This is a genomic window from Natrinema pallidum (genome assembly GCF_005890195.1).
GTDB classification, from domain to species: domain Archaea; phylum Halobacteriota; class Halobacteria; order Halobacteriales; family Natrialbaceae; genus Natrinema; species Natrinema pallidum.
In genome coordinates this window covers 48,301-69,133 of the sequence record NZ_CP040638.1, presented here as the reverse complement: position 1 = coordinate 69,133, position 20,833 = coordinate 48,301, and the positions used below count along the sequence as shown (strand labels likewise).

The 20,833-nt window shown below is 56.2% G+C and carries 17 protein-coding genes and 1 pseudogene; 9 read left to right on the top strand and 9 right to left on the bottom strand.

Features of this window, described 5'->3' with window-relative positions; translation table 11 throughout:
- Window positions 1-138 precede the first annotated feature (138 nt).
- Entirely contained in the window at window positions 139-435 is a 297-nt protein-coding gene (locus tag FGF80_RS17730) for a YgaP family membrane protein (RefSeq protein WP_138655670.1), read from the bottom strand.
- A gap of 304 nt (window positions 436-739) precedes the next feature.
- Between FGF80_RS17730 and FGF80_RS17725 the strand changes: the two genes are divergently transcribed.
- Window positions 740-1,888, top strand: a complete 1,149-nt coding sequence (locus tag FGF80_RS17725) for an MBL fold metallo-hydrolase (protein WP_138655596.1) — start codon at window positions 740-742, stop codon at window positions 1,886-1,888.
- 150 nt (window positions 1,889-2,038) lie between these two features.
- Here the strand turns inward: FGF80_RS17725 and FGF80_RS17720 are convergent, their stop codons facing one another.
- Entirely contained in the window at window positions 2,039-2,422 is a 384-nt protein-coding gene (locus FGF80_RS17720; protein WP_138655595.1) for a DUF302 domain-containing protein, read from the bottom strand.
- Window positions 2,423-3,053: 631 nt separating this feature from the next.
- On the opposite strand from FGF80_RS17720, the gene trxA reads away from it, so the two are divergent.
- The 3 genes from trxA to FGF80_RS17705 all read left to right on the top strand — a co-directional run bounded on the left by trxA (window position 3,054) and on the right by FGF80_RS17705 (window position 5,096).
- Window positions 3,054-3,413, top strand: coding sequence for a thioredoxin (gene trxA, locus FGF80_RS17715; RefSeq protein WP_006187313.1), 360 nt, complete (start codon window positions 3,054-3,056; stop codon window positions 3,411-3,413).
- Entirely contained in the window at window positions 3,410-4,447 is a 1,038-nt protein-coding gene (locus FGF80_RS17710; RefSeq protein WP_138655594.1) for an NAD(P)/FAD-dependent oxidoreductase, read from the top strand. The genes trxA and FGF80_RS17710 overlap by 4 nt, the downstream gene beginning before the upstream one ends.
- 355 nt (window positions 4,448-4,802) lie before the next feature.
- On the top strand, window positions 4,803-5,096 hold the full coding sequence (locus FGF80_RS17705; protein ID WP_138655593.1) for a PadR family transcriptional regulator: 294 nt from the start codon (window positions 4,803-4,805) through the stop codon (window positions 5,094-5,096).
- Window positions 5,097-5,478: 382 nt separating this feature from the next.
- Here FGF80_RS17705 and FGF80_RS17700 read toward each other — a convergent pair.
- Window positions 5,479-6,156 (bottom strand): annotated as a pseudogene (locus FGF80_RS17700) (IS6 family transposase).
- Between the two features lie 636 nt (window positions 6,157-6,792).
- Here FGF80_RS17700 and FGF80_RS17695 point away from each other — a divergent pair.
- Together FGF80_RS17695 and FGF80_RS17690 are read left to right on the top strand one after the other, a co-directional pair.
- Complete coding sequence (locus FGF80_RS17695; protein WP_138655591.1) at window positions 6,793-9,225, top strand: heavy metal translocating P-type ATPase; 2,433 nt, start codon at window positions 6,793-6,795, stop codon at window positions 9,223-9,225.
- Window positions 9,226-9,410: 185 nt separating this feature from the next.
- A complete protein-coding gene (locus tag FGF80_RS17690; RefSeq protein WP_006187343.1) occupies window positions 9,411-10,211 on the top strand; it encodes a sulfite exporter TauE/SafE family protein in 801 nt (266 codons plus the stop codon).
- Window positions 10,212-10,452: 241 nt separating this feature from the next.
- Here the strand turns inward: FGF80_RS17690 and FGF80_RS17685 are convergent, their stop codons facing one another.
- The 6 genes from FGF80_RS17685 to FGF80_RS17660 form a co-directional block, all read right to left on the bottom strand.
- Window positions 10,453-11,697, bottom strand: coding sequence for an ABC transporter permease (locus tag FGF80_RS17685; RefSeq protein ID WP_006187344.1), 1,245 nt, complete (start codon window positions 11,695-11,697; stop codon window positions 10,453-10,455).
- Entirely contained in the window at window positions 11,697-12,911 is a 1,215-nt protein-coding gene (locus FGF80_RS17680) for an ABC transporter permease (protein WP_138655590.1), read from the bottom strand. Before FGF80_RS17680 ends, FGF80_RS17685 begins: the two co-directional genes overlap by 1 nt.
- Window positions 12,898-13,677 (bottom strand): ABC transporter ATP-binding protein, encoded by a 780-nt coding sequence (locus FGF80_RS17675; protein ID WP_138655589.1) that lies wholly within the window; start codon window positions 13,675-13,677, stop codon window positions 12,898-12,900. The genes FGF80_RS17680 and FGF80_RS17675 overlap by 14 nt, the downstream gene beginning before the upstream one ends.
- A 119-nt stretch (window positions 13,678-13,796) precedes the next feature.
- Window positions 13,797-15,914, bottom strand: coding sequence for a PGF-pre-PGF domain-containing protein (locus tag FGF80_RS17670; RefSeq protein WP_138655588.1), 2,118 nt, complete (start codon window positions 15,912-15,914; stop codon window positions 13,797-13,799).
- A 117-nt stretch (window positions 15,915-16,031) separates the two neighbouring features.
- A complete protein-coding gene (locus FGF80_RS19365) occupies window positions 16,032-17,192 on the bottom strand; it encodes a hypothetical protein (RefSeq protein WP_175417068.1) in 1,161 nt (386 codons plus the stop codon).
- A 378-nt stretch (window positions 17,193-17,570) separates the two neighbouring features.
- The gene (locus tag FGF80_RS17660; RefSeq protein WP_138655586.1) at window positions 17,571-18,140 is read right to left on the bottom strand and encodes a metal-dependent hydrolase; all 570 of its coding nucleotides are present in this window, start codon (window positions 18,138-18,140) and stop codon (window positions 17,571-17,573) included.
- A 170-nt stretch (window positions 18,141-18,310) separates the two neighbouring features.
- On the opposite strand from FGF80_RS17660, the gene FGF80_RS17655 reads away from it, so the two are divergent.
- The 3 genes from FGF80_RS17655 to FGF80_RS17645 are packed head-to-tail and all read left to right on the top strand — an operon-like array spanning window position 18,311 to window position 20,806.
- Window positions 18,311-18,589, top strand: coding sequence for a hypothetical protein (locus FGF80_RS17655; RefSeq protein ID WP_138655585.1), 279 nt, complete (start codon window positions 18,311-18,313; stop codon window positions 18,587-18,589).
- Window positions 18,590-18,647: 58 nt separating this feature from the next.
- A complete protein-coding gene (locus FGF80_RS17650) occupies window positions 18,648-19,772 on the top strand; it encodes a DUF4350 domain-containing protein (protein ID WP_138655584.1) in 1,125 nt (374 codons plus the stop codon).
- Window positions 19,769-20,806, top strand: coding sequence for an AAA family ATPase (locus FGF80_RS17645; protein WP_138655583.1), 1,038 nt, complete (start codon window positions 19,769-19,771; stop codon window positions 20,804-20,806). Before FGF80_RS17650 ends, FGF80_RS17645 begins: the two co-directional genes overlap by 4 nt.
- Window positions 20,807-20,833 lie beyond the last annotated feature (27 nt).

Genomic DNA, 20,833 nt, shown 5'->3' with positions numbered 1-20,833 from the left:
CGTTACCAGCGAACCGGACGTTCAATCGGGTGAGAACGACGCTGATCGGTCTCCCGTTCGCGATCCCGAGGCACCGCCCGAATCCCGTTGCAAAGATCGTGTCGAGCGGTTCGTCCGGTTCCGTAGCGAAGCGAGATCTCAGCTCAGTCGCCCGGCACTGCGGTTTTCGTCCCTCCCGGCCTCAGAACTGGAGTCGACTCCGCCTCGAGACGTATCGATACCGAGACGGGCGTTCATGGGGCATTTCCGGGTGACTGCGGTGGTAGTCAGCACCGCGCCACTGACGAAAGCGATCACTGCAAGAGCGAGTCCGAACGCCCCCGCCGTCAGGGAGAGCATCCCTTCGAGAACCGCGATCCCGATGAGAACGAGGAGCGGGCCAACGACGATCCGTGCGCCACGGTCAAATCCGCCGACGTTTTTTGCATGGTTCAGTTCACCAGTTCTAGAGAGGGGGTCCGCGTATATAATACATATTTACTGGTCGAAGATAGATTGCGGGCGGGCACGACGGATACTGGCCCCGGAGGTGTCGCAGGGAATCCGGATCAGTACGATACGCCAGTCGATGGTTCGATTTTCTCTAGCCAGTCCGTCGTCGCAGCCTGCAACACACGACTCATGACGGCCAACACCGGCTTTTCGAGAGCATCGAAAGCAATACCGGTAGCCGGGGTGCCTGTGCAGGGAGGAGAACTATCGGCACCCTCGTCTCAGCTAATATTGTAAGGTGATTCCAATGGTGAACCAGATCCATCCCGACCGGCTCGCCGAGATGATCGACTCGAACGAGCCGTTCACGCTCATCGATACGCGCCCCGAGGACAGTTACGAGGGCTGGCGGATCCACGGCGCTGAGAACGTCCCGTTCGGTCCGGGGGATGAGTTCGCGGATGCGGACCTCGAGCACATTGCGGCGGCCGGGGACGGCGAGCCGATCGTCGCGATCTGCGGCAAGGGACTTACCTCGACGCCGTTTAGCTTCGAACTCGAGCAACACGGCTACGACGACGTGTCCGTCGTGAAAGGCGGCATGAAAGACTGGAGCAAGATCTACGAGGTCGTTCCCCTCGAGACCGAACCCGATGACCTCATCGTTCATCAACGACAGCGACGGGCGAAAGGCTGTCTCGGCTACGTCGTCGGATCGAAACGCGCCGCATCGGCGGTGGTCGTCGATCCGACCAGACAAACGGATCAGTTCAAAATCGTCGCCGAGGAGGCCGGACTCACGATCGAACACGTCCTCGACACGCACGTCCACGCCGACCACATCTCGGGTGGACCGAAACTGGCGGCGGAGTTGGACGTCCCCTACCATCTCGGCGCTAAGGCCAGCGGGCGGGACGTCGAGTACGATTACGAGCCACTGGCCGACGGCGAGACGATCCAACTCGGCGATATCGGGATCGAAACGCTCCATACCCCGGGACATACGACCGAGATGGTCAACTACCTCGTCGACGGCGAGGCGCTGCTGACCGGCGACACGCTGTTCGTCGAATCCGTCGGCCGAACGGAGCTTCAATTCGGCGATGACGAGGCGGCGAATGGCGCCGAACTGCTCTACGACGCGATCCACGAGACGATCCTCGAATTACCGGACGAGACGCACATCCTCCCGGGACACGTGTCGGTCACGGCGGACAACCGATACGAGGTCGGCTCTCCGGGCGATCCGATCGGCGCTCGACTGGGCGATCTCCGCGACGACCTTGCTCTGCTCGGACTGGACGAAGACGAGTTCGTCGCGCGGTTAGTCGAGACCGCCCCCGACAAACCGCCGAACTACGAGCGCGTGATCGAAATCAACACGGGAACGGAGCCGCCCGAAGACGAGTCCGAAGCGACGGACCTCGAGCTCGGCCCGAACAACTGCGCGGCCTGACTCGCCGCCGAGAGTGGGACACAGGGTCATCGCCGGAACAGCGTCGTTCGCCGATCACTGATCCCCGTCCTCGTGATCCGGAAGTGACGACCGGGAAGCGGAAGGACACGAGCGGCGATCGGTCTGCTGTGCGCTGGTCGGAACGCGGTGCTACAGGGACTCGAGAACGCGCTCGAAGCGCTCGAGGGCATCCTCGCCGATCGGATCCAGCGCGTCGTCGGCAGCGATTTCGAGCAGCCGCTGCGGGTCGACAGCACTGACGACGACATGGTCGGCATCGTCGTAGACGACGACGTTGCAGGGGAGTACGGTCCCAAGGTCGAGGTCGGTCTCGAGTCCTTGGTAGGCCAACCGTGGATTGCACGCGCCCAGAATCCGGTACTGTCGGAAGTCCTCGTCGAGTTTCTGCTGTAGCGTCTCCCGAACATCGATGTCACAGAGAACGCCGAACCCCTCGTCCTCGAGGGCGTCGATCGTCGTCGAAACGACGTCGTCGAACTCGCCGTGGACACGCGTCTGGTGCGTATAGGACATACCGTCCGATCACTCCGAAGGAGGGTGATAGTTGGGGCAGCACCGGCAAGTTCGCGCCGCGTACCAGTTCGATCGAGTCGGGGACAGACCGTCGCTCCGCCACAGGAAAGACGGTCACCATGGTCTCTCCTTGCACCGTCCGAATGGCCGCCTCACTGCCTGGACTCGGCCCGAGAACCGGTACGACACTGGGGCGATCGAGTGGGCTGGCGAGCCAAAGGGGACGGGACACATGATCGATATCCAGCAGCCGATGGGCGAGCACCGCCGGCTGCGGACGCGACGACAGGGCCACTGGAACGGCGAAATGCCGGAACCAGAGCGGGTACTTGCCGAACACGAGCGGGTACTGAAACGGGCTGGGTATTTCGCGCGGGTGACTGTGCCGTCCACGGCTCGATATAGTCGACTGGACCTCGCAAGCAGTAGTTGGCGTACTGTGCACATCCGATGGCGAATTTGGTACCATAGATTGCGCCGATGGGGACTCGAGTCGAGTCGAAATACCGGATAAGAGTCGCCTGATCTCGCAAATCGGTCGTTATCCGCCGATAACCCAGTTACGATCCGCATGATTGTATTGTGCAACATACGCAAACATTTAAACGGCAATGGCTCCTACGGTGACGTGATGGCAACCGATGCACACAGCGGTACTCCCGGACAGTCGATCGACGAACCGGTCTCCATCGAGAGCGAGACCCATCTCGAGGACATCACGGCGGCACACGACGTCGTCCTCGTGGACTTCTACGCGGACTGGTGTGGCCCCTGTCAGATGCTCGAGCCGGTTCTCGAGGGACTGGCCGGCGAGACGGCTGCCGTGATCGCGAAAGTCGACGTCGACGAACACCAGCAGCTTGCGGGAGCCTTCGGCGTTCGCGGCGTCCCGACGCTCGCTCTCTTCGCGGACGGCGAACAGGTCGAACAGCACACCGGCGTGCTGCCGGCGGACCGACTCCGCGGCCTGATCGAGGGATACACTGAATGAACGGGCCACCTGACGCGACCGTTCACGATATCGTGATCGTCGGCTCCGGCATCGCCGGCCTCTCGGCGGCCGTCTACGCCGCACGGGCCGACCTCGAGCCGCTGGTGCTCGAAGGGCCCGAACCGGGCGGCCAGCTAACGCTGACGACCGACATCGAGAACTACCTGGGCTTTCCCGAGGGTATCAGTGGGATGGAGTTGATCGGGAACGGCAAGGAGCAGGCCGAGCGGTTCGGAGCCGAATTCACGCACGGGACGGTCGAGAACGCGACCCTCGCGGAGCGCCCGTTCGAGCTCGAACTCTCCGGCGGGAAGACCCTGCGAACGCGGACGCTGCTCGTCGCGAGCGGTGCGAGCGCTCGCTGGGTCGGTGCCGACGGCGAAGACGAACTGATGGGCTACGGCCTCTCGACGTGTGCGACCTGTGACGGCGCGTTCCACCGCGGCGACGACGTTCTCGTCATCGGCGGCGGCGACAGCGCGATGGAAGAAGCGCTCTTCCTCGCGAAGTTCGCCGACAACGTAACGGTCGTTCACCGCCGCGAAGCGCTGCGTGCGTCCGAAATCATGGCCGCTCGAGCCCGCGACCACGACGCCATCGGATTCCGCTGGAACACGGAACTCGAGGCCCTTCACGGCTCACGGAAGGAGGGCATCACCGGCGCGACCCTCATCTCACACCCCGACGGCCATCCCAGCGACAAAGCCGACCCCGACGACGATATCGTGCGGGAAACCGTCGATGTCGGCGGCGTGTTCTATGCGATCGGCCACACGCCGAACACCGAGTTCCTCGCGGGAACCGACGTGGAACGGGATGAGCGCGGATATCTCCGTCCTCGATCGGACGCCGCTGGCCGGGCGACGACCGAAACGCAGGTCGCGGGCGTCTTCGCCGCCGGAGACGGAGCCGATCCCCGGTATCGACAGGCGATTACCGCCGCCGGCACCGGTAGCATGGCGGCGTTGGACGCCGAAGCGTATCTCGAAACCCTCGACCACACGGACGCGGCCACCGTCGAGGGCTCGCCGTAACCGTCTCTCGTCCCTTTCGACTCACTGTTGTGACCGCTATCACAAATTTGTTGCTGGGCTGATCTATCGAGCGATCACAACAGGACGTGGTCGATGAGCCGTACTGCAGCCCACGAGCCGTAATACAGTCACGAATCCGTCATAACCGCCAGCAATCCGTCAGACGGTCCGCTCTACCGGTTCGGGTAGTGTGCAGATCGCTGCTTCGTGCCCGAGAGCGCTTACAGACCCGCTCGAGGCCTATTTCGACTGATCTTCGCACGCCGATGCGTGACCGAACGCGAGTGCCATCCGCTATATTCTTTCTGTCGTCTGGTCTCGGAATCCTTATCTGCCGGTAACCAGAAAGTTCGATATGTACGATCTCACCGGCTTCCAGCGCGACCTGCTGTACACGATCGCGGGACAGGACGATCCGCACGGACTCGCGATCAAGGAAGAACTCGAGGACTACTACGAGAAGGAAATCCACCACGGACGACTCTACCCGAACCTCGACGAAATCGTCGACAAGGGCCTCGTCGAGAAAGGCGAACTCGACCAGCGGACGAACTACTACACGATCACCGCTCGAGGCCGGCGCGAACTCGAGGCGCGTCGGGAGTGGGAAGACCAGTACGTCGGCGAGTTGTTTTCGGAATCGGAGTGATCGGGCGAGCCGTCCGGAACTCGAATACCGAGCGTGCCTAAACGGCATGTTAGCCGTCTTCAGAGAATCAGCAGCTATGCCCACGGAGTGAGCACACGGACCCGATCGGAACTTCGAATGAGATTCTGTCACTAACGTCGATTGGACGGCTTGGCGTCCGTCCACAAAACCCGAAGGACAACGAGCCAGTAAATTCAGAGAGGAGTTCAATGTGAGAGGGAGGCAAAACTGAGCCAGACCCCTCTATCGATGTGTTCCGAGATGAGAAACTAGACACCTCTATCGATGTGTTTCTGAGGGAAGCACACCGTATTACGAGCCAATCGGTTGTTCGATGAAGAGACTGCTTCTAGAAGAGTACAATAGCCGCCTCCGGCACTGTCTAGTTCAGCACCTCCTCGACCGGCATCTTTCCGTCGAGAGCTTGATGCGGTCTTTGACGGTTGTAGTAATGCATGAACTATTCGAGCTACTCGCGGACGCTCGACCGACTGCCCACCCACGAAGTATGGAAGCGGTCGATCCGCATTTTAAGTGTCTGAAACCACTTTTCGATGAGGGTTCGGTCGGTATAGTTGACCCGACCACTCAATCCTACTCGAGAGAGGACAATCCGATAGCCGAATTGATCGACAAGAAACTCAGCCTCGGAGAGATCGTGTCTCTCGTCGAGTCGATGCAGAAATGCAGCCGCCGGATCAGTGCCATGCTGACCAAATAACGCGATGTCAAGAATCAGTTTTGTCTCGGTGTCTATTGCAGCGTACAACCAAGACCACTCGCCGTTTATCTTGACAGCGGTCTCGTCAACCGCGACCCGCTTCAGCTGCGCCTCAGGCGGGTCGCAGCCGCTGTCAACCAGCCGATGCACCCAATTCCAGACGGCCCCATGAGATCGTTCAACGCCTAATTCAGCGAGAATCGTTGTTGTCTCTCGAAGCGAGCAACCGGTCTGATGGAGGCGGACGGCGAACGCCCTGACGGGCGTCGCCGTCCGCTCGTTCTCCCACGATTCTTCTAAATCCGCGTCATAGCTCTCACTGACCAGGTCTGCGAGCATCTCTCGGCAAGTTACTCAACGACCTGCTTACTTCTCAAACTGATTCAACTAGACAGTGCCGGCGAACGTCTCCTGCCTGCTCACGAGTGCTGGACAGTTCGGCGTTCGGGACACGCTGCGCTCGGTCGTCCGACAATCCCTCGCTTCCGAGACTGTGGCGTCTCCGCATCTGTCGCTGTTGCTACATCGGTTCATCCTTCCTGGGAGCGGACAAACAGCCCTCATTCGCTCCGGTTCCACGGATCGCTCGAGTGTATACTGAGAAGCGTTTCACCACAACGGTTTGAGTCGCAATTTCACACCGGAAGCCGATGCGGACCGGTGATTCACCAGAGCCCATATAATCGAATTAGAAGCAGCCATTCCAGAGTTGAACGTTTACGCGGATTTTGTATGACCTCCTCGAGTGTTTGTTGACAGTATTGGATTTCAACCACTGTTTGGAACTGCTGGGCTAACTCACTGCTTTTTGATTCTGCTCATCAACGGAGAACGGCTGGCCTTTGGAATATCACAAACGTGTTAAATGGCTGCCGATAATATAGACCACTTAGCCTTCGGCAAGCGATCATGGCTAAAAGTCGTGGTGACATCGACACACAGTAAATCACAGCGACTCCCATCAATAGTCAGTGAATGTCTGATCGTACTACATCAGAACCCGGCTGCACGCTCTGTGATCTCCCCGTTAGCGGGAGCACGATCGTAGAGAACGGAAATCAGTTTTGCTGTCCCGGCTGTCGGGATGTCTATAATTCCCTTGGTGATATCGACGATATCGACACCGAAGACGTTCGCCGAGCACAGGATAAGTCACGGACTGATCAAGCGGTCCCGCAGGAGCATGAAACAACGTTTCTCGAAGTCGACGGGATGCACTGTGCGACCTGTGAAGCGTTTATTGAATCGGCCGCGACGGCGATCAACGGCGTCAGTGCTGCCAACTCGAGTTATGTGACCGACACGGTTCGAATCGATCACGATCCGGATCGTGTCTCGACGGCGACTCTCCAGGACGAGATCAGCCGACTCGGCTATAGTGCCTATTCCCGTGACGATACGTTTAGCCGCCGGAGGGCGAACAATTGGGAGATGGGACGAGTTGCGGTTGGCGTCCTCATGGGTATGTCTGTAATGCTACAGTACCTCGTTATTATCTACCCGACGTATTTTGGCGGCCTGTTTTACGGTGAGCGGGTCACAGAGTTTTTCGAAAGCGCACTTGCGAGTTCTGTCGCCACTCCGTTCTACGTCGTTATTGCGGCGCTTACGACGATTATCCTAGCCGTGACTGGAAAGCCGATCTTACAGGGTGCGTACGTCAGCATTCGGACACGGTCTCCGAATATGGATCTGCTCGTCGCAATTGCGGCCGTGAGCGCATATCTTTACAGTACGCTCTCGATCGTATTCGGTGACAAGCACATCTACTACGACGTGACCGTCGCGATCATCGTTATCGTCACGGTTGGGAACTATTATGAATCATCGATCAAACAAGAGGCGACCGAGCGCCTCTCCGACCTGACGTCGATCCAAGTCAACGAGGCCCGTCGGGTCCGTGAGGATGGGGAGTACGAAGACATCACAGTCGACGATCTCGAAGCCGGGGATCATGTGTTAGTCCGGTCTGGAGAACGGATTCCTGTCGACGGACAGATCGTGGACGGTGACGCAGCCGTTGACGAAGCAGTTGTCACCGGTGAGTCGCTTCCCGTCCGGAAGACAGCGGGCGATGCCGTCGTCGGCTGTTCGATGGTGACGGACGGTGCTGTGACTGTCCGCGTTGGAGACGACGCGATGAGTAGCCTTGATCGAATTTCCGAACTCGTCTGGGATCTCCAAAGCGACTCCCACGGCATTCAGAAACTCGCGGACAAACTGGCGACGATCTTCGTGCCGGTTGTTCTTGCTCTCGCAGTCGTTGTTACAGGTGTGAATCTCTTACTCGGGAATGGTGTTTCTTCCCTTCTCATCGGACTCACGGTGTTGATTGTCTCTTGTCCTTGTGCACTCGGGTTGGCGACGCCGCTTGCAGTCGCTGCAGGGATCCGCGACGCATTAGAGCGTTCGATCGTCATCTTCGATGATAGCATCTTCGAGCGACTCCGTGATGCGGATACGGTTATCTTTGACAAGACGGGCACGCTGACGACGGGTGAAATGACTGTTACTGAGAGTGACCTTGAGACGGAGTTGTTCGAGAAAGCGTCACTCCTCGAGGAGCGCTCGTCGCATCCGGTCGGTAAAGCCATCGCCGCTGAACGATCGGTCTCCGACGATGGCGCGACCGAGTCAGTATCGGACACCAATGCCAAGGACAGTCGCATTGACTCTTTTGACAGTCACCGGAACGGAGTAATGGGTATCGTCGACGGGGATGAGATCATTGTCGGCCATCCGGACCTGTTTCGCGATCAGGGCTGGGAAGTCCCTGCGGACATCACCAATCGAATTACTGATAGCCGTGAAACAGGACGAATTCCGGTCGCTGTCGGTCGCAACGGGACCGCAGAAGGCGTTATCGTCGTCGGTGATGAGTTGCGAACGGCCTGGGATGAGACAGTAGCATCGATTTCGGACGACGGAAAGGATGTCGTCGTGCTGACTGGGGACGACGCTCGAGCGGCACAGCAGTTTCGAGAACACGCCGCTGTCGATGACGTGTTTGCGGGTGTTCCTCCAGAGGGAAAAGCGGAGACTGTCAAGCGGTTCAATAAAACGGGACGAACAGTGATGGTCGGGGATGGAACCAACGATGCACCGGCGTTGGCTGCTGCTGATCTTGGAATCGCTCTGGGTGGTGGTACTGCGATGGCCGCTGATGCCGCGGACGTCGCCCTTGTCGATGACGACCTCGCATCCGTCGATACGGTCTTCGAACTCGCTCAAGCGACGAACCGACGGGTGAAGGGCAATATCGCGTGGGCGTTTTGCTACAACGCAATCGCGATCCCACTGGCCATTATGAATCTCCTGAATCCACTTTTTGCAGCACTCGCGATGGCCGGAAGCAGTCTGCTAGTCGTCACGAATTCAACCCGATCCCTGCTGTCCGAACAGAAGTGATCGAGTCGGCTTTTTACGAGTGTGGTCTCCGATTCCATCTATTCTCTGCGTCCCATCACATGAGACACATGTGTTAGTGAGTCCAGTCCATCAAAAACAATGATATAGCCACCTGCTCGGTTTGCTTTCGGTAACTGGACCAGAATTAGCAAGAGGAAGCGTCCTGAACGGACAAACACCCTGTTATGCTCGAGTCACTCCTACGTGTGGACATGATCCTTTTTCTTGCCATCGGAGTGCTTGGTGGAGCACACTGTATTGGAATGTGTGGACCGTTAGTGACGATGTATGCCGAGCGGATGACTCCACGTCCGGATGGTGGGGCAGCGACGGCAGATTCTCTAAGTCAGCGTGGGCATCTGACGCCGTATGAGGTTCGCCAACATGCCCTGTTCAACCTGGGGCGGACGCTCAGTTACGCGCTTATTGGCGGGGCGTTCGGCGCGTTTGGTGGTTTCGTGTTCGTCACGACGGATCAGTTGACAACGATCGTGGACCTCGTTCGCGGGAGCGTTGGCGTTCTGATCGGCGTGTTTATCATCACAGCAGGTGTAAAATACCTTCTCGGTGATGTGTCCGGAAGTAGAATTCCGGGTGTGCAGCGGGTGACGAACTGGATTGGTGTTCGCGTCGACCGATACGTGAACAGTCCCGGAATCATCGGCCTCGGTGCGCTGCACGGATTGTTGCCCTGCCCCATTCTATATCCAGCATACCTCTTCGCGTTCGCGACCGGCTCTGCCGTTTCCGGATTTCTCGCGTTAGGGACGCTTGGAATCGGAACGATTCCAGCCGTCTTCGCTTATGGCACACTCATTGAGTCCGTTGACGCTATCCATCGCCAACGACTCCACCGTCTTCTCGGAATCGTCTTCATTATACTCGGATATGTCCTGTTGGCACATGGATTGATGGCGATCGGTATCCATCTGCCCCATCCGATGCTTCCGCATTATCAACCTCTCGGGGAAGCAATGACTCACTGAGCGATAGCCGCATTGGTAGCCACAGTTCACTCCAATCCCCGCTCTATCTCAGTAACTGTTCTCACCCCGAAGCGAGAATCCACACATCGGACTGCGTCACGCAGAGCCGGAACTCGCCAACTGCGAATCGGATCTCGAGCCCAGCGTGTGGCTCGGTCCAGTTCACGAGTTGCTCGAGTGCTTCGATATCGATCCGCTTCTCAAATCGGCCTAACTAACACTGTCGTACCCACGAGAAGTATCACTGGAGCAACTCGAGGGGAGGTGTACGACTAATCTTCCACCCAGCAATGGCTGCAGCAACCGTTCCAATGACGATAGCAATGCCAAGAGATCCCACATAAATCCACGGTGCAGTTTGAACGAGGCCATCAAATCCAACGATGACTGCTGCGAGATGGTTGAGTACAGTAACAGCAAGCGGAGTGAGTAGGACTCCGATACCACCACCCAAAGTTCCGATGATCAGACCTTGTCCGATCACTGTTGCAATAAGAAACGATGACGAGATCCCCTGCGCGGTAAGTGCTCCAAATGTTTGTCGCTGTTGGTGAATGACCAGTGATAGAAGTGAGAGGGTGAGTGCAATACCAGCGCTGAGTGCTAGAAAGACGAGTACTCCTGCAGCTGCAAGTAACAGTACCTGTTCTTGTAATATAGCCGAAAGTTGCTCCTGGTTTGTTCGGATTTTATATTCGGGATACGTCTCCTGCAAGTCTCGCTGTACCGCCTCAACAGTTGTGCCGTCTTCGACAGTTATTGTAATGAACGTTGCCGGCTCAGTTTGTGTCGTTCCTGTAACCTCATGTAGTTCGCTCAGTGGCATCGTCACTGTTGGTGTACCGAGCATCTGTTCGAACGTTGGAGTCATTCCGACAATTGTAAATTCATGTTCCCGCGCGGCAGCCAGTGAGCCACCGATATTAATCGAGTCACCAACACTAACGTTTAGTTCTCGTGCCGTTTCTTCATCGATTAGAACTTCATTCGTCATCTCCCCATCATATGTTCCGTTAGCATAGTGGGGATCTCCTTGTATCTGGTCGCCATCCGTCACGTGAACCGCTGGGCCGCCCTGTGGGGTTCCCGTTGCAATGAATGTATTAAAACTGCCACTTTGATTGGATCTAACATACACGGTATCAAAGGCCAATGGAATGGCATTGGAAATCTCCTCGTTTGACTCAAGTTCGGTAGAGAGGTTTCGCGAATCATAGAGCGTGTTTTCGAATCCACCACCTCCCGCAGATGTGATACGAGTTTCACCTGCTGTGACCCATAGGTCACGTTCGGCGGCATCAAATTGTTGTTCACCGGTTTCAAGAACACCAATTCCTGTTCCGGCGAGCAGCGTTATTGCAAGGACAGCAAGTGCAATACCGATTATCGCCAATGAGAGTCGAAGTTTCCGTTGACGAAATTGAGCGACCGTGAGACTCCCTGCAGTTCGGAGTCGATGAAGACTGTTACCGAGCGAACTAAACACTATGGAACACCTCCCGAAACACGACGAGCGGTTACCAGCAGAAACGGCAATGAAAGGAGACCAACTAACAGCGCAACGGAAACACCATACCCGATGAACAGCGGATGAGAAACCGCTATCGGCTCAGTCGTTATCGTCCGAATCGAGACGATATTTATTAGACGAATGCCAACGACACCACTAACAGCGCCGAATAATCCCCCAAGTCCCGCCATCACGATTGTCTCCACTCCGATTAGTTTGAGTTGACTTCTGGTAGAGATCCCCATTGCGGACAAAATCACTAACTGCTGTTGATCCGCGACGATCTCGAGCCCTGACGTTGTAATAACAAACAACATTCCGATAGAGAGGGAGACGAGAAACGCAGTCAGCGCAAGCGCTAGTGACAACTCGGAGTCGCGTGTATCGCTTACGGTCATTTCACCGCGAGAACGAATATCGGAATTCGGATAGAGACCCTGAAGTTCACTCTGCACAGCCGGTGTATTCGTGCCAACAACAAATTGGTCCGCTTGATCATAAGTTGTAGAACCAGTAATAGATTGTAATTCACTCAATTGAACGAGTGCTGTCGGAACATTACCGACAGAACGGGACTGATTGTCAACGGCTGAGACGGTAAACGAGTTATTGCCGACTATCGATACCGGATCACCCGTTGAAACGGAGAGAGTATCAGCTGCACTCCGTGAAAGCACGGTATCGCCAGTCCATTCACCATCGTATTCGCCGTTCATGTAGTATGGATCATGAGGACTGAGTGAATGCGTACTAAGACCGGCAACCCGCTCCAACTTGGATGTATTTATTATACCGACAACGAGAACGTATTCCTCTGTTTCATTGGTTCTGATCCGAAGAACCTGTGATAGTACTGGAGTTGCATACTCTACATCGTCATGGTCGCGGATACGATCGTTCGCCTGGTGAACTGAATTGAACTGCGGATTATCAGTCGCAATTAACGGTGACTCTGGACTATCCGTGGCAGGAACGATCCAATAATCGATATCCTCATCGTACACCGTTGTATTAGTGGCAAGACCGACACCGAGACCGGTGACCATGACTAGTAACGCGATTACGACGGCAACACCGAGAACGCTAAACCGCATTCGTTGTTTTGCCGTATATGTTGCACGTGATGCGGCTCGACGAATACCAACGGAAACGAGGCCAAGCCAGTGTATAACTAATTTACGAATGTTCATCAATTGATTCCTTTTGAGTTAGATGATCAGTCACGGATCCATCACGAAGTTGAATCAGTCGATCACAACTACCAAGCGTTTCATGATCGTGTGATGCAAGGACGACAGCGCGGTTTTCTGCAACCTGTCTGAACGTCTCGAGAATGGTTCGACCGGTGTCCGTGTCGAGTTCACCGGTTGGCTCATCTGCAATTACGAGGTCCGGATCCGTTATTAAAGCACGAGCAATCGCAACACGCTGTTGCTCTCCCCCGCTGAGTTCCCCGGGTCGATGTGTGATACGATCACCAAGTCCAACACGTTCGAGTAGTTCGGCTGCTCGCTGTCGGCGTTGTCGTTTACCAATACCAAGCTCGACAAGCGGAAGCGCCACGTTTGCGCGGGCTGAAAGGGAATCGAGTAAATGAAATTGTTGAAAAACGACACCGATGTGTTCAAGTCGGTGTCGAGTTCGTTCTCGCTTCGACAGCGTTTCGAGATCAGTATCCCGAAATAGAACGGTACCGGAAGTTGGACGCTTCAACCCGGCCAGCATATGTAATATTGTTGATTTCCCGCTACCGCTTGGACCTGCGAGACCAACTATCTCCTCGTTAGAGATGGTGATCGAAACTGATTCAACTGCGCGTACAGCTGGCGGCTGTGAGCGACCGAGGATGCGAGCGAGACGACCGGGTTCCGATCCCCGATAATAGATTTTCGTCACGTCATCCGCTGTGACGACAGGAGAAGATGCTCCCGTGTCCGGAGCGGCGGACCTAGCCATATCTTAGGAGCGTATCTATAGATAATTAATTGTTCTGCTTACTAACTTCTAGATATGTATAAACCAGCAATATCGAGAAATACAACACACGCCAGCAAATACGGGGGTGGCAGACAGTTCTACGGGGATCGGTGACGGAACACAAGCAGCGCGACCATCAGAGCCAAAACGGTGATAATCGGCCCGAACCCGGGAACCGGTAACAGACCATCATCAGTATCGCTTCCATCACCATCGCCGATCTCGTCGCTGTTTTGTTCGACCGTAATCGTTACGGAATCGCTGGCCGTCTCACCAGCGTCATTCGTGACCTTTAGATGGGCCGTATAGTTCCCGCTCTCGTCAAGGGTCGTAGTCACCGTTTCACCCGAGAACGTCTGCCCATTGATCTCCCAGGTATAGTCGACGATTTCGCCGTAGCGGTTCTCGGAGGCGGACCCATCAAGTTCGACTTCGTTCCCTGCTTCAATCGTGGTTGGTGAAGCCGCTGCATCGGCAGTTGGCGTGCTTACCGCACTCACCGAGAAGTACGAGAAGCCAGGTGTCTCAGCTTCCAGCACGACCTCGTCTTTCCGTTCTTCCACGAGGGTGGTGGAAAGCCCCTGCCACTCCCCGTCGACATCGTTATACCGGTTGATACGAAGGTCCGAAGCATCGGCACTGATCTCCTCAACGCGATCAGCCGAAACCGTCGTTCGAAGTATCGCACTCGTGTCCTCAGCGTTGTCCGGGATGACAATCTCGAACACTGATGCAGAGACACCAGGTGAAGGGCCAGTCTCATTCGGTTCCCGGTCGAGGTCCCGACTGGTTACATCACCAGTGATGTTAGCACTGTTAAATGTGATCTGCTCAACAGTCGTTTTATCGAACCCGACCGTCGATTTGTTTTTGTCAGTCGCGATTTCAGGGGATGATGTTTCCTCCGCTACGACAGTGACATCCTCACCAGTGTCAGGGGAATCGTCACCACCACCGCCACCGACACCGCCACCACCGCCACCGCCACCACCACCGCCAGTAGCCCGCTCAATAGTCAACGTCCCCGTATTTACCTGAACTTGGTCGCTCGAGGAACCGGAGGCAACGTGGATCCAACGGTAATCATCCGATGTCCAGTTCCCATACGTGGCCACAGACAGGGTCGTACTTGCCTCTGTCCGAACCGCAGTACTAGAAGCGTCAAGGCTGATTCCATCGTTGGAGACCTGTGTCCCCGGTTCGTTAATATCCGCATCATTTGCCAAGAAGCGAACGATATCTCCAAACTGGATAGGGCCCGTTTCGGTCCGACTTTCCGCTGACTGGCCGAAAACGATTACGTTATCCTGAATCCTCTGAACACCATTGACTTCCGTAATTTCATGCTTGACAGTAACATCATCTGCCGAAAGGTCCGTGCTCAATTGTTCGCTGATGTTAATAGTCATTGTACTCCCACTAAACGAATCTTCGTCATAGAGTACAACTGTATGTGAAGTACTGCCATTCCATTCGGTCGCGTTGACGGCGAACTCAATATCGTCACCGGGTTCTGCTGAGTTCGGTGCGGTGACAGCCGACCTGTTGTTCTGTGCAGCGAACTGCTCCACGCCGACGATAGTAGTGTCACCGTTGATAGCGAGATCCCCGTTGGTAACCTCGAGGCCACTGCCCGTTGCAAGCACGTACATGTATAGGCCGGGTTTGTCCGGTGTAACCGATGTCGTTAGTGTGCCGTCTTCCTCGAAGGTAACCGAACTGAGACTAAACGAAACGTTCTCGTTGAGATTGTCCATGTTTTCGGACGTGAGGTCATCCAGTACTGCTTGGCCAGTCGTTGGAACGTCGTCCACGTCGTTTTCACTCACATCGTCCTCGAGATAGCCAGTGAGGAGTTGAGCGTCATCACCGGGTCCGAAACTGTTTGTATTGGTATGTTCACCGAACCTAAGTGTTGTTTCCCGATCCGTCTGGAAGACTGCGAGGGTATCGCGGTGTAAGTTAGAATCGCCGCGTTCCGTTTCCGCATCGAGCCACAAGTTATCGACGGTCACTGCCCCTGTGGCGCCTGTATCGGCACGAAATGAGACCGATGTCCGATCCCAAACTGATATATTTTCAGTAGCGTCGATATACTCACCGTTTGATGCCGTCGATACGGTCCCGCTGGTCCCGCCGACTACCCCAGCGAACGGAGTAAGAACTAGCATCCCACACAAAAGCAGTGCAGCGATGAGTCGTCTATCCTTCAACATATATCAAACAGTTACACTCAAACACTTTAACATTATCGGGCGAGGAATTCATAATAACACCCTCGGATTTCGAAACAATGTACTGCAGGTCCGACAGAAACCGAAGGGGTTTCGTGGCTATTGTGAGAGTCGGTAGCTAACGACGAGCAGGGAGAGCAGCGTTAAGACGGGAATGATTCCTGGAATCCCCGCTGTATCGTCCGTCTGCGTGGGCTCATCGGATGTGTCCGATTCATTATTTGGCTCGATACCGGAGTCTTGAGTGGAGTCGGATCCAGTAGTATTGTTTCCAGCGCTGGTTCCAGAGGTGTCATCGTTGTTCTCTACCTCACTGGTGGAATTGGTCTCATTGCCAACGGTGGTCTCGTTATCGGGAGAAGGAACTGTTTCAGTATCCGTGGAGTTAGTGGTCGAACTATCCTCGCTTGATGAATCGGACTCATTCCCGGTGCTGTCATCCGATGACCCACCGCCGGTTCCGCCCCCTCCGACGCCACCACCGCCACCACCACCACCACCGCCACCGCCACCACTGTTTTCGGCTGTCACTGTGAACGTGCCACCGTTATCAACCGCGACTGGCGTGGGATACTCCTGTGCTTCCTCCTCGTTCAAGACACCTCCATAAACGTTGTACTCCCCCTCATCGAACTTACCGGAGTCAACTGTTGTACTGTACATTCCGTCTCCATCGGCTTCTAACTCGATCTCCGTCACGTTTTCACTGGCATCGTTCCAAATAGCGACATCAACTGTGTCGACATCCGATACTGCCTCGGCGGGGTCGATCACTGCAGTAAACTCGGCCGGTTCATCAACTGACACGGTCTCGGGGAAATCGACAGTCACATCGAACTCCTGTACCACGACAGGGTAGACCGCCGCACGACCCTCCCCACGTGGCTCTAACGATAACATATAGGTTCCCGGTTCAAGAGTACTTGTATCAAGCGCGTCGTCTTCAGTTCCCATTATGACATGGGTTTCATTAGCATTCCAAATGTTGTCATACTCGGATTTTTCATCCGTATTATACAGGAACACGCGATACTGTTTCGAAGAGGTGACATCGATTTCGATCGGTTCACCCGGTTCGATAACGCCGACACCATCGACCTGATATTCCGTTCCTTCCAGTTCGACCGTCTCCTCAGGCGTCGAAACTGAAGTAGCGACTTCAAGGCTGTATTCCGACTCCGATGCGACCGGTACGGAAACTGCAACCGTTGCAAGCAACAGCAGTCCAACGATTACGACTGCGCGGGGACCTGTTCGCATAGATGCCTGTTCCAACAGTGTAAATAAAGTCTTTCTGCTGTTCGGTACAAACGATATCGAGAACGCACCGACACGTTCCGAAAGGAGAGGTCAGTAAGATTTCGAAGGGGAGATTCAGGGTGCACGTGTCCTCGCCGTTCGCACGCCGTAGAGTGTTTTGCAGGCAAATCAGAACGCTTTGTGTTCTGATGGAGGAGGCTTTTGTGATCCGCGTCGACGGTCGGTGTCCGGTTACGACCTCGAGCGTGCTTTCCGAGACAGATAGCCCTGTAATCTGTGATCCATCAGAACAGATCATAAAATGGAAAACTCGTCTTTGGCAGAAACACCACCTGCAGAAGGACCGTCGCCGCATCGATCCAGTCGGCCAGGGGTGCGTTACTGGCTGTTTTCGCTACTCCACCGGATCGCCCGTTCGATCCCGCATCGAACGTAGTCGAAGCCGGGCATACGATCGTAGACCCAGACGGCGATCGCGATGACGACGAGGCCGAGTTGGCCCCACTCGAACGGCCCCATCGAATAGCGAAGGAAGCCGGCAAGAATCCCGTCGACCGATTCATACGTCGGCGGTTCGAGGAGTGGCCAGAACAGGAACGTCGTTGCCGAGGGATCACCAGAACGGATCGCGGACGGAGGAATGTCGGCGAACAAATGGGACACATGGCCAAGGACGAATGCTGCTCCGATATCGGGACGGTCGAAACGCAGGGCGAGCCTGTAGACGACCGGAAGCAACAGTGCAGCGACGAACACCGAATGAGCGAGCGTTCGACCGGCGGGAAGCAACTCGAACGTCCACGCGAAGGGCTTGTCGATCAGATCGGGGAACTGCGATCCGATTGCGAGGGCGATTACCGGCAAGGCTTTCGGTGGGTGCCTGTTCCGCCAATGACTATAGACGGTATACAACAGATAGGCGACGGCGAGGTGTCCCCAGGGCCACATGAGTCGGGCTTTCGAGGGTATCCGCAAAGATGTGTCGTTCACGGACGGACGACGCTGTAAGTCGTCCTGTGAATCGAATTCGAGCACCGGTTCGAAGGGACCACTGTAACCGGTTGCATGTGACGACAGTTCGCTACGTTTAGGTATTCCGATACCCCTCATTGGAGTAGATGCCAACCCAGCGTCGAATGCAATTCGTCCACGGGCACATCGCGTGGATGGTCGCGGTAGTCCTCACGCTCTCGTTGCTAAACGCGCTCTCCTACGAACTGTTCTTCGTTCTCTCCTTGATCGGCTTCCTAATCGTTACGGAGCTAACGGCTCCGTTCAACGTCACGCCGACGTGGCGACGCCGGCTCCGATGGCCCATTCTGTTCGGGCTTATCGGCTTCGCGGTCGTCGTCGTCAGACGGATTCTCAAAATCCTGCCGCCAGAGGTGCCAATATGAGCCAGTGTACGACGGACGGTTGGGAGCAACCGACAGGCCGGCTCCAGGAGGGAACGCGATGAGTTGGCATCGAGACGTACTGGGTGGTGGCGGTGCAATCGACTGGCCACGGGTACTGTTGCTCGCAGTTGGTGTGTCCGTGCTGATTACACTGGGAACTGTGGGCGTGACATCGTCGTCCTCGTTCGGTCTGTACAATCCGTCCTGGGACGGCACATCCGAGTTCCGAAAGGCCGCCAATGACGATCCGACCGTCGAGAGCCATCTGCTACGTGAGACTACGGAGTACGCGGAACTTCCAGCCAACGAGACAGTTGCCTTCGTCATTTCTCCGGACAAACAGTATAAGAACGAGGATATCAAACGGATACGAGAGTTTGTCACAAATGGTGGGACGCTGGTCGTTCTCGAAAATTTCGGTGAGCCTGGGAACGCGCTGCTAGCCGATCTCGGGACGGAAGCGCGTGTAGATGGTCGTCTCCTGCGAGACGAGCGTCATCATTTCCGCGGCCCCACGATGCCAGTTGCTACGGACATCGAGAACCACACGCTCACTTCCAGTGTCGACCGGGTGACGCTAAACTACGGGACCGTTGTCAATCCCGGAGAGGCCACGGTACTAGTTGCAACGAGCGACTTCGGATACCTCGGCCCCGAAGAAGACGATTTAGACGAGCAGGACGAGCTTCGATCGTATCCAGTTGCCACCGTCGAGAACGTCAGTTCGGGGCAGGTCGTCGTCGTCGGCGATCCGAGTCTCACGATCAACACAATGTATGACGAACCGGATAACGCCGCGTTCGTGGGCGGATTGTATGCTGATGCCGACTACGTCGTCTTCGATCGATCACACGGTGCTTCCGTGCCACCGCTGGCCAGCATGCTACACCTGATCCGGAACTCAGCGCTATTGCAGTTGCTCGTCGGTTCCACCGGTATTGGGCTCGTTGCGGTTGTCTCACAGGCACACGTTCGGGACGCAGTGGTGGCGATTCGATCCCGTCTGCCAGCACGCCTTCAGCCCGCCGAGAGTCGGGTAGCTGGGCTCGCTGGCACTGGTCTCTCCGATGCCGAGCAAGCCGAGTACCTCCGTAGACGCCATCCAGACTGGGACGAGGACCGAATTCAACGGATTACAACAGCGCTTAACACGCCTCGCTCGGAAGGGACCAACGACGAATGAGCGGCACTACTGCTCCGGGCGATGGGATGAGTAGCGACCCCGAAGCCATCTATGACCTGCTACAGACGGAAATCAACCGCGTTCTCATCGGCAACGACGAGGCGGTGGAATATCTCACAATCGCGTTGCTGACCCGCGGTCACCTCCTCGTTGAGGGGGTACCGGGTATCGCCAAGACGACGCTTGCGAATCTCTTCGCTCGAACGACCGGGCTTGAATACAACCGGATTCAAATGACGCCCGACACCCTTCCAGCCGACATTACGGGGACCCATATCTACCGGCAGGGAACGGGGACGTTCAAACTCCAACGCGGCCCCGTCTTCGCAAATCTAGTCGTCGCCGACGAGATCAATCGTGCGACGCCGAAAACCCAGTCCGCCCTACTCGAGGCGATGGAGGAACGCCGCGTCACGATCAAGGGGGAAACGCTCTCGCTGCCCGACCCGTTCATGGTCGTCGCAACACAGAATCCGATCGAGTCCGAGGGTGTATTCCAGCTACCTGAAGCCCAACGTGACCGATTTCAGTTCAAACTCACGCTTGATCTGCCGGGGAGAGCGAACGAACGGGAGCTACTCGATCGGTTCGATACCGATCCGGAACTAGGTCCCGAAGACGTCGAGCGAGTTATCGACCCATCGGTGCTCGACGATGCGCGGCGGGCGGTTCGGGCGGTTCACGTTGCACCAGCAGTCAAGGAGTACGTGCTTGATCTCGTTGGGGCGACGCGGGAACACGCGGACATCGATCATGGGGCTTCGCCACGGGCGACGCTTGCATTTCTCAACGGGGCCAAGGCCCGAGCCGCAATCAACGGCCGGGACTACGCCATTCCCGACGATATAAAATCGATCGCCGAGCCAGTGTTGCGCCACCGGCTCGTCTTGAGCACGAACGCCGACCTGAGCAATATCGATCCTGCAACGGTCGTCACGCAGATCGTCGACACGGTCGAACCGCCAAGTGCTGAGGCAACGCAAGCGTTCGACTCGGCCGCGGCAAGCGACGGTGGCAACGAGGTCCTCGACTAGCGGATCGGACGGGACGGTCGCCAGCTT

Coding starts and splice junctions, on each gene's coding strand:
- FGF80_RS17725 (WP_138655596.1), top strand. CDS start 740: ATGGTGAACCAGATCCATCCCGACCGGCTCGCCGAGATGATCGACTCG.
- FGF80_RS17720 (WP_138655595.1), bottom strand. CDS start 2,422: ATGTCCTATACGCACCAGACGCGTGTCCACGGCGAGTTCGACGACGTC.
- trxA (WP_006187313.1), top strand. CDS start 3,054: ATGGCAACCGATGCACACAGCGGTACTCCCGGACAGTCGATCGACGAA.
- FGF80_RS17710 (WP_138655594.1), top strand. CDS start 3,410: ATGAACGGGCCACCTGACGCGACCGTTCACGATATCGTGATCGTCGGC.
- FGF80_RS17705 (WP_138655593.1), top strand. CDS start 4,803: ATGTACGATCTCACCGGCTTCCAGCGCGACCTGCTGTACACGATCGCG.
- FGF80_RS17695 (WP_138655591.1), top strand. CDS start 6,793: ATGTCTGATCGTACTACATCAGAACCCGGCTGCACGCTCTGTGATCTC.
- FGF80_RS17690 (WP_006187343.1), top strand. CDS start 9,411: ATGCTCGAGTCACTCCTACGTGTGGACATGATCCTTTTTCTTGCCATC.
- FGF80_RS17680 (WP_138655590.1), bottom strand. CDS start 12,911: ATGAACATTCGTAAATTAGTTATACACTGGCTTGGCCTCGTTTCCGTT.
- FGF80_RS17675 (WP_138655589.1), bottom strand. CDS start 13,677: ATGGCTAGGTCCGCCGCTCCGGACACGGGAGCATCTTCTCCTGTCGTC.
- FGF80_RS17670 (WP_138655588.1), bottom strand. CDS start 15,914: ATGTTGAAGGATAGACGACTCATCGCTGCACTGCTTTTGTGTGGGATG.
- FGF80_RS19365 (WP_175417068.1), bottom strand. CDS start 17,192: ATGCGAACAGGTCCCCGCGCAGTCGTAATCGTTGGACTGCTGTTGCTT.
- FGF80_RS17660 (WP_138655586.1), bottom strand. CDS start 18,140: ATGTGGCCCTGGGGACACCTCGCCGTCGCCTATCTGTTGTATACCGTC.
- FGF80_RS17655 (WP_138655585.1), top strand. CDS start 18,311: ATGCCAACCCAGCGTCGAATGCAATTCGTCCACGGGCACATCGCGTGG.
- FGF80_RS17650 (WP_138655584.1), top strand. CDS start 18,648: ATGAGTTGGCATCGAGACGTACTGGGTGGTGGCGGTGCAATCGACTGG.
- FGF80_RS17645 (WP_138655583.1), top strand. CDS start 19,769: ATGAGCGGCACTACTGCTCCGGGCGATGGGATGAGTAGCGACCCCGAA.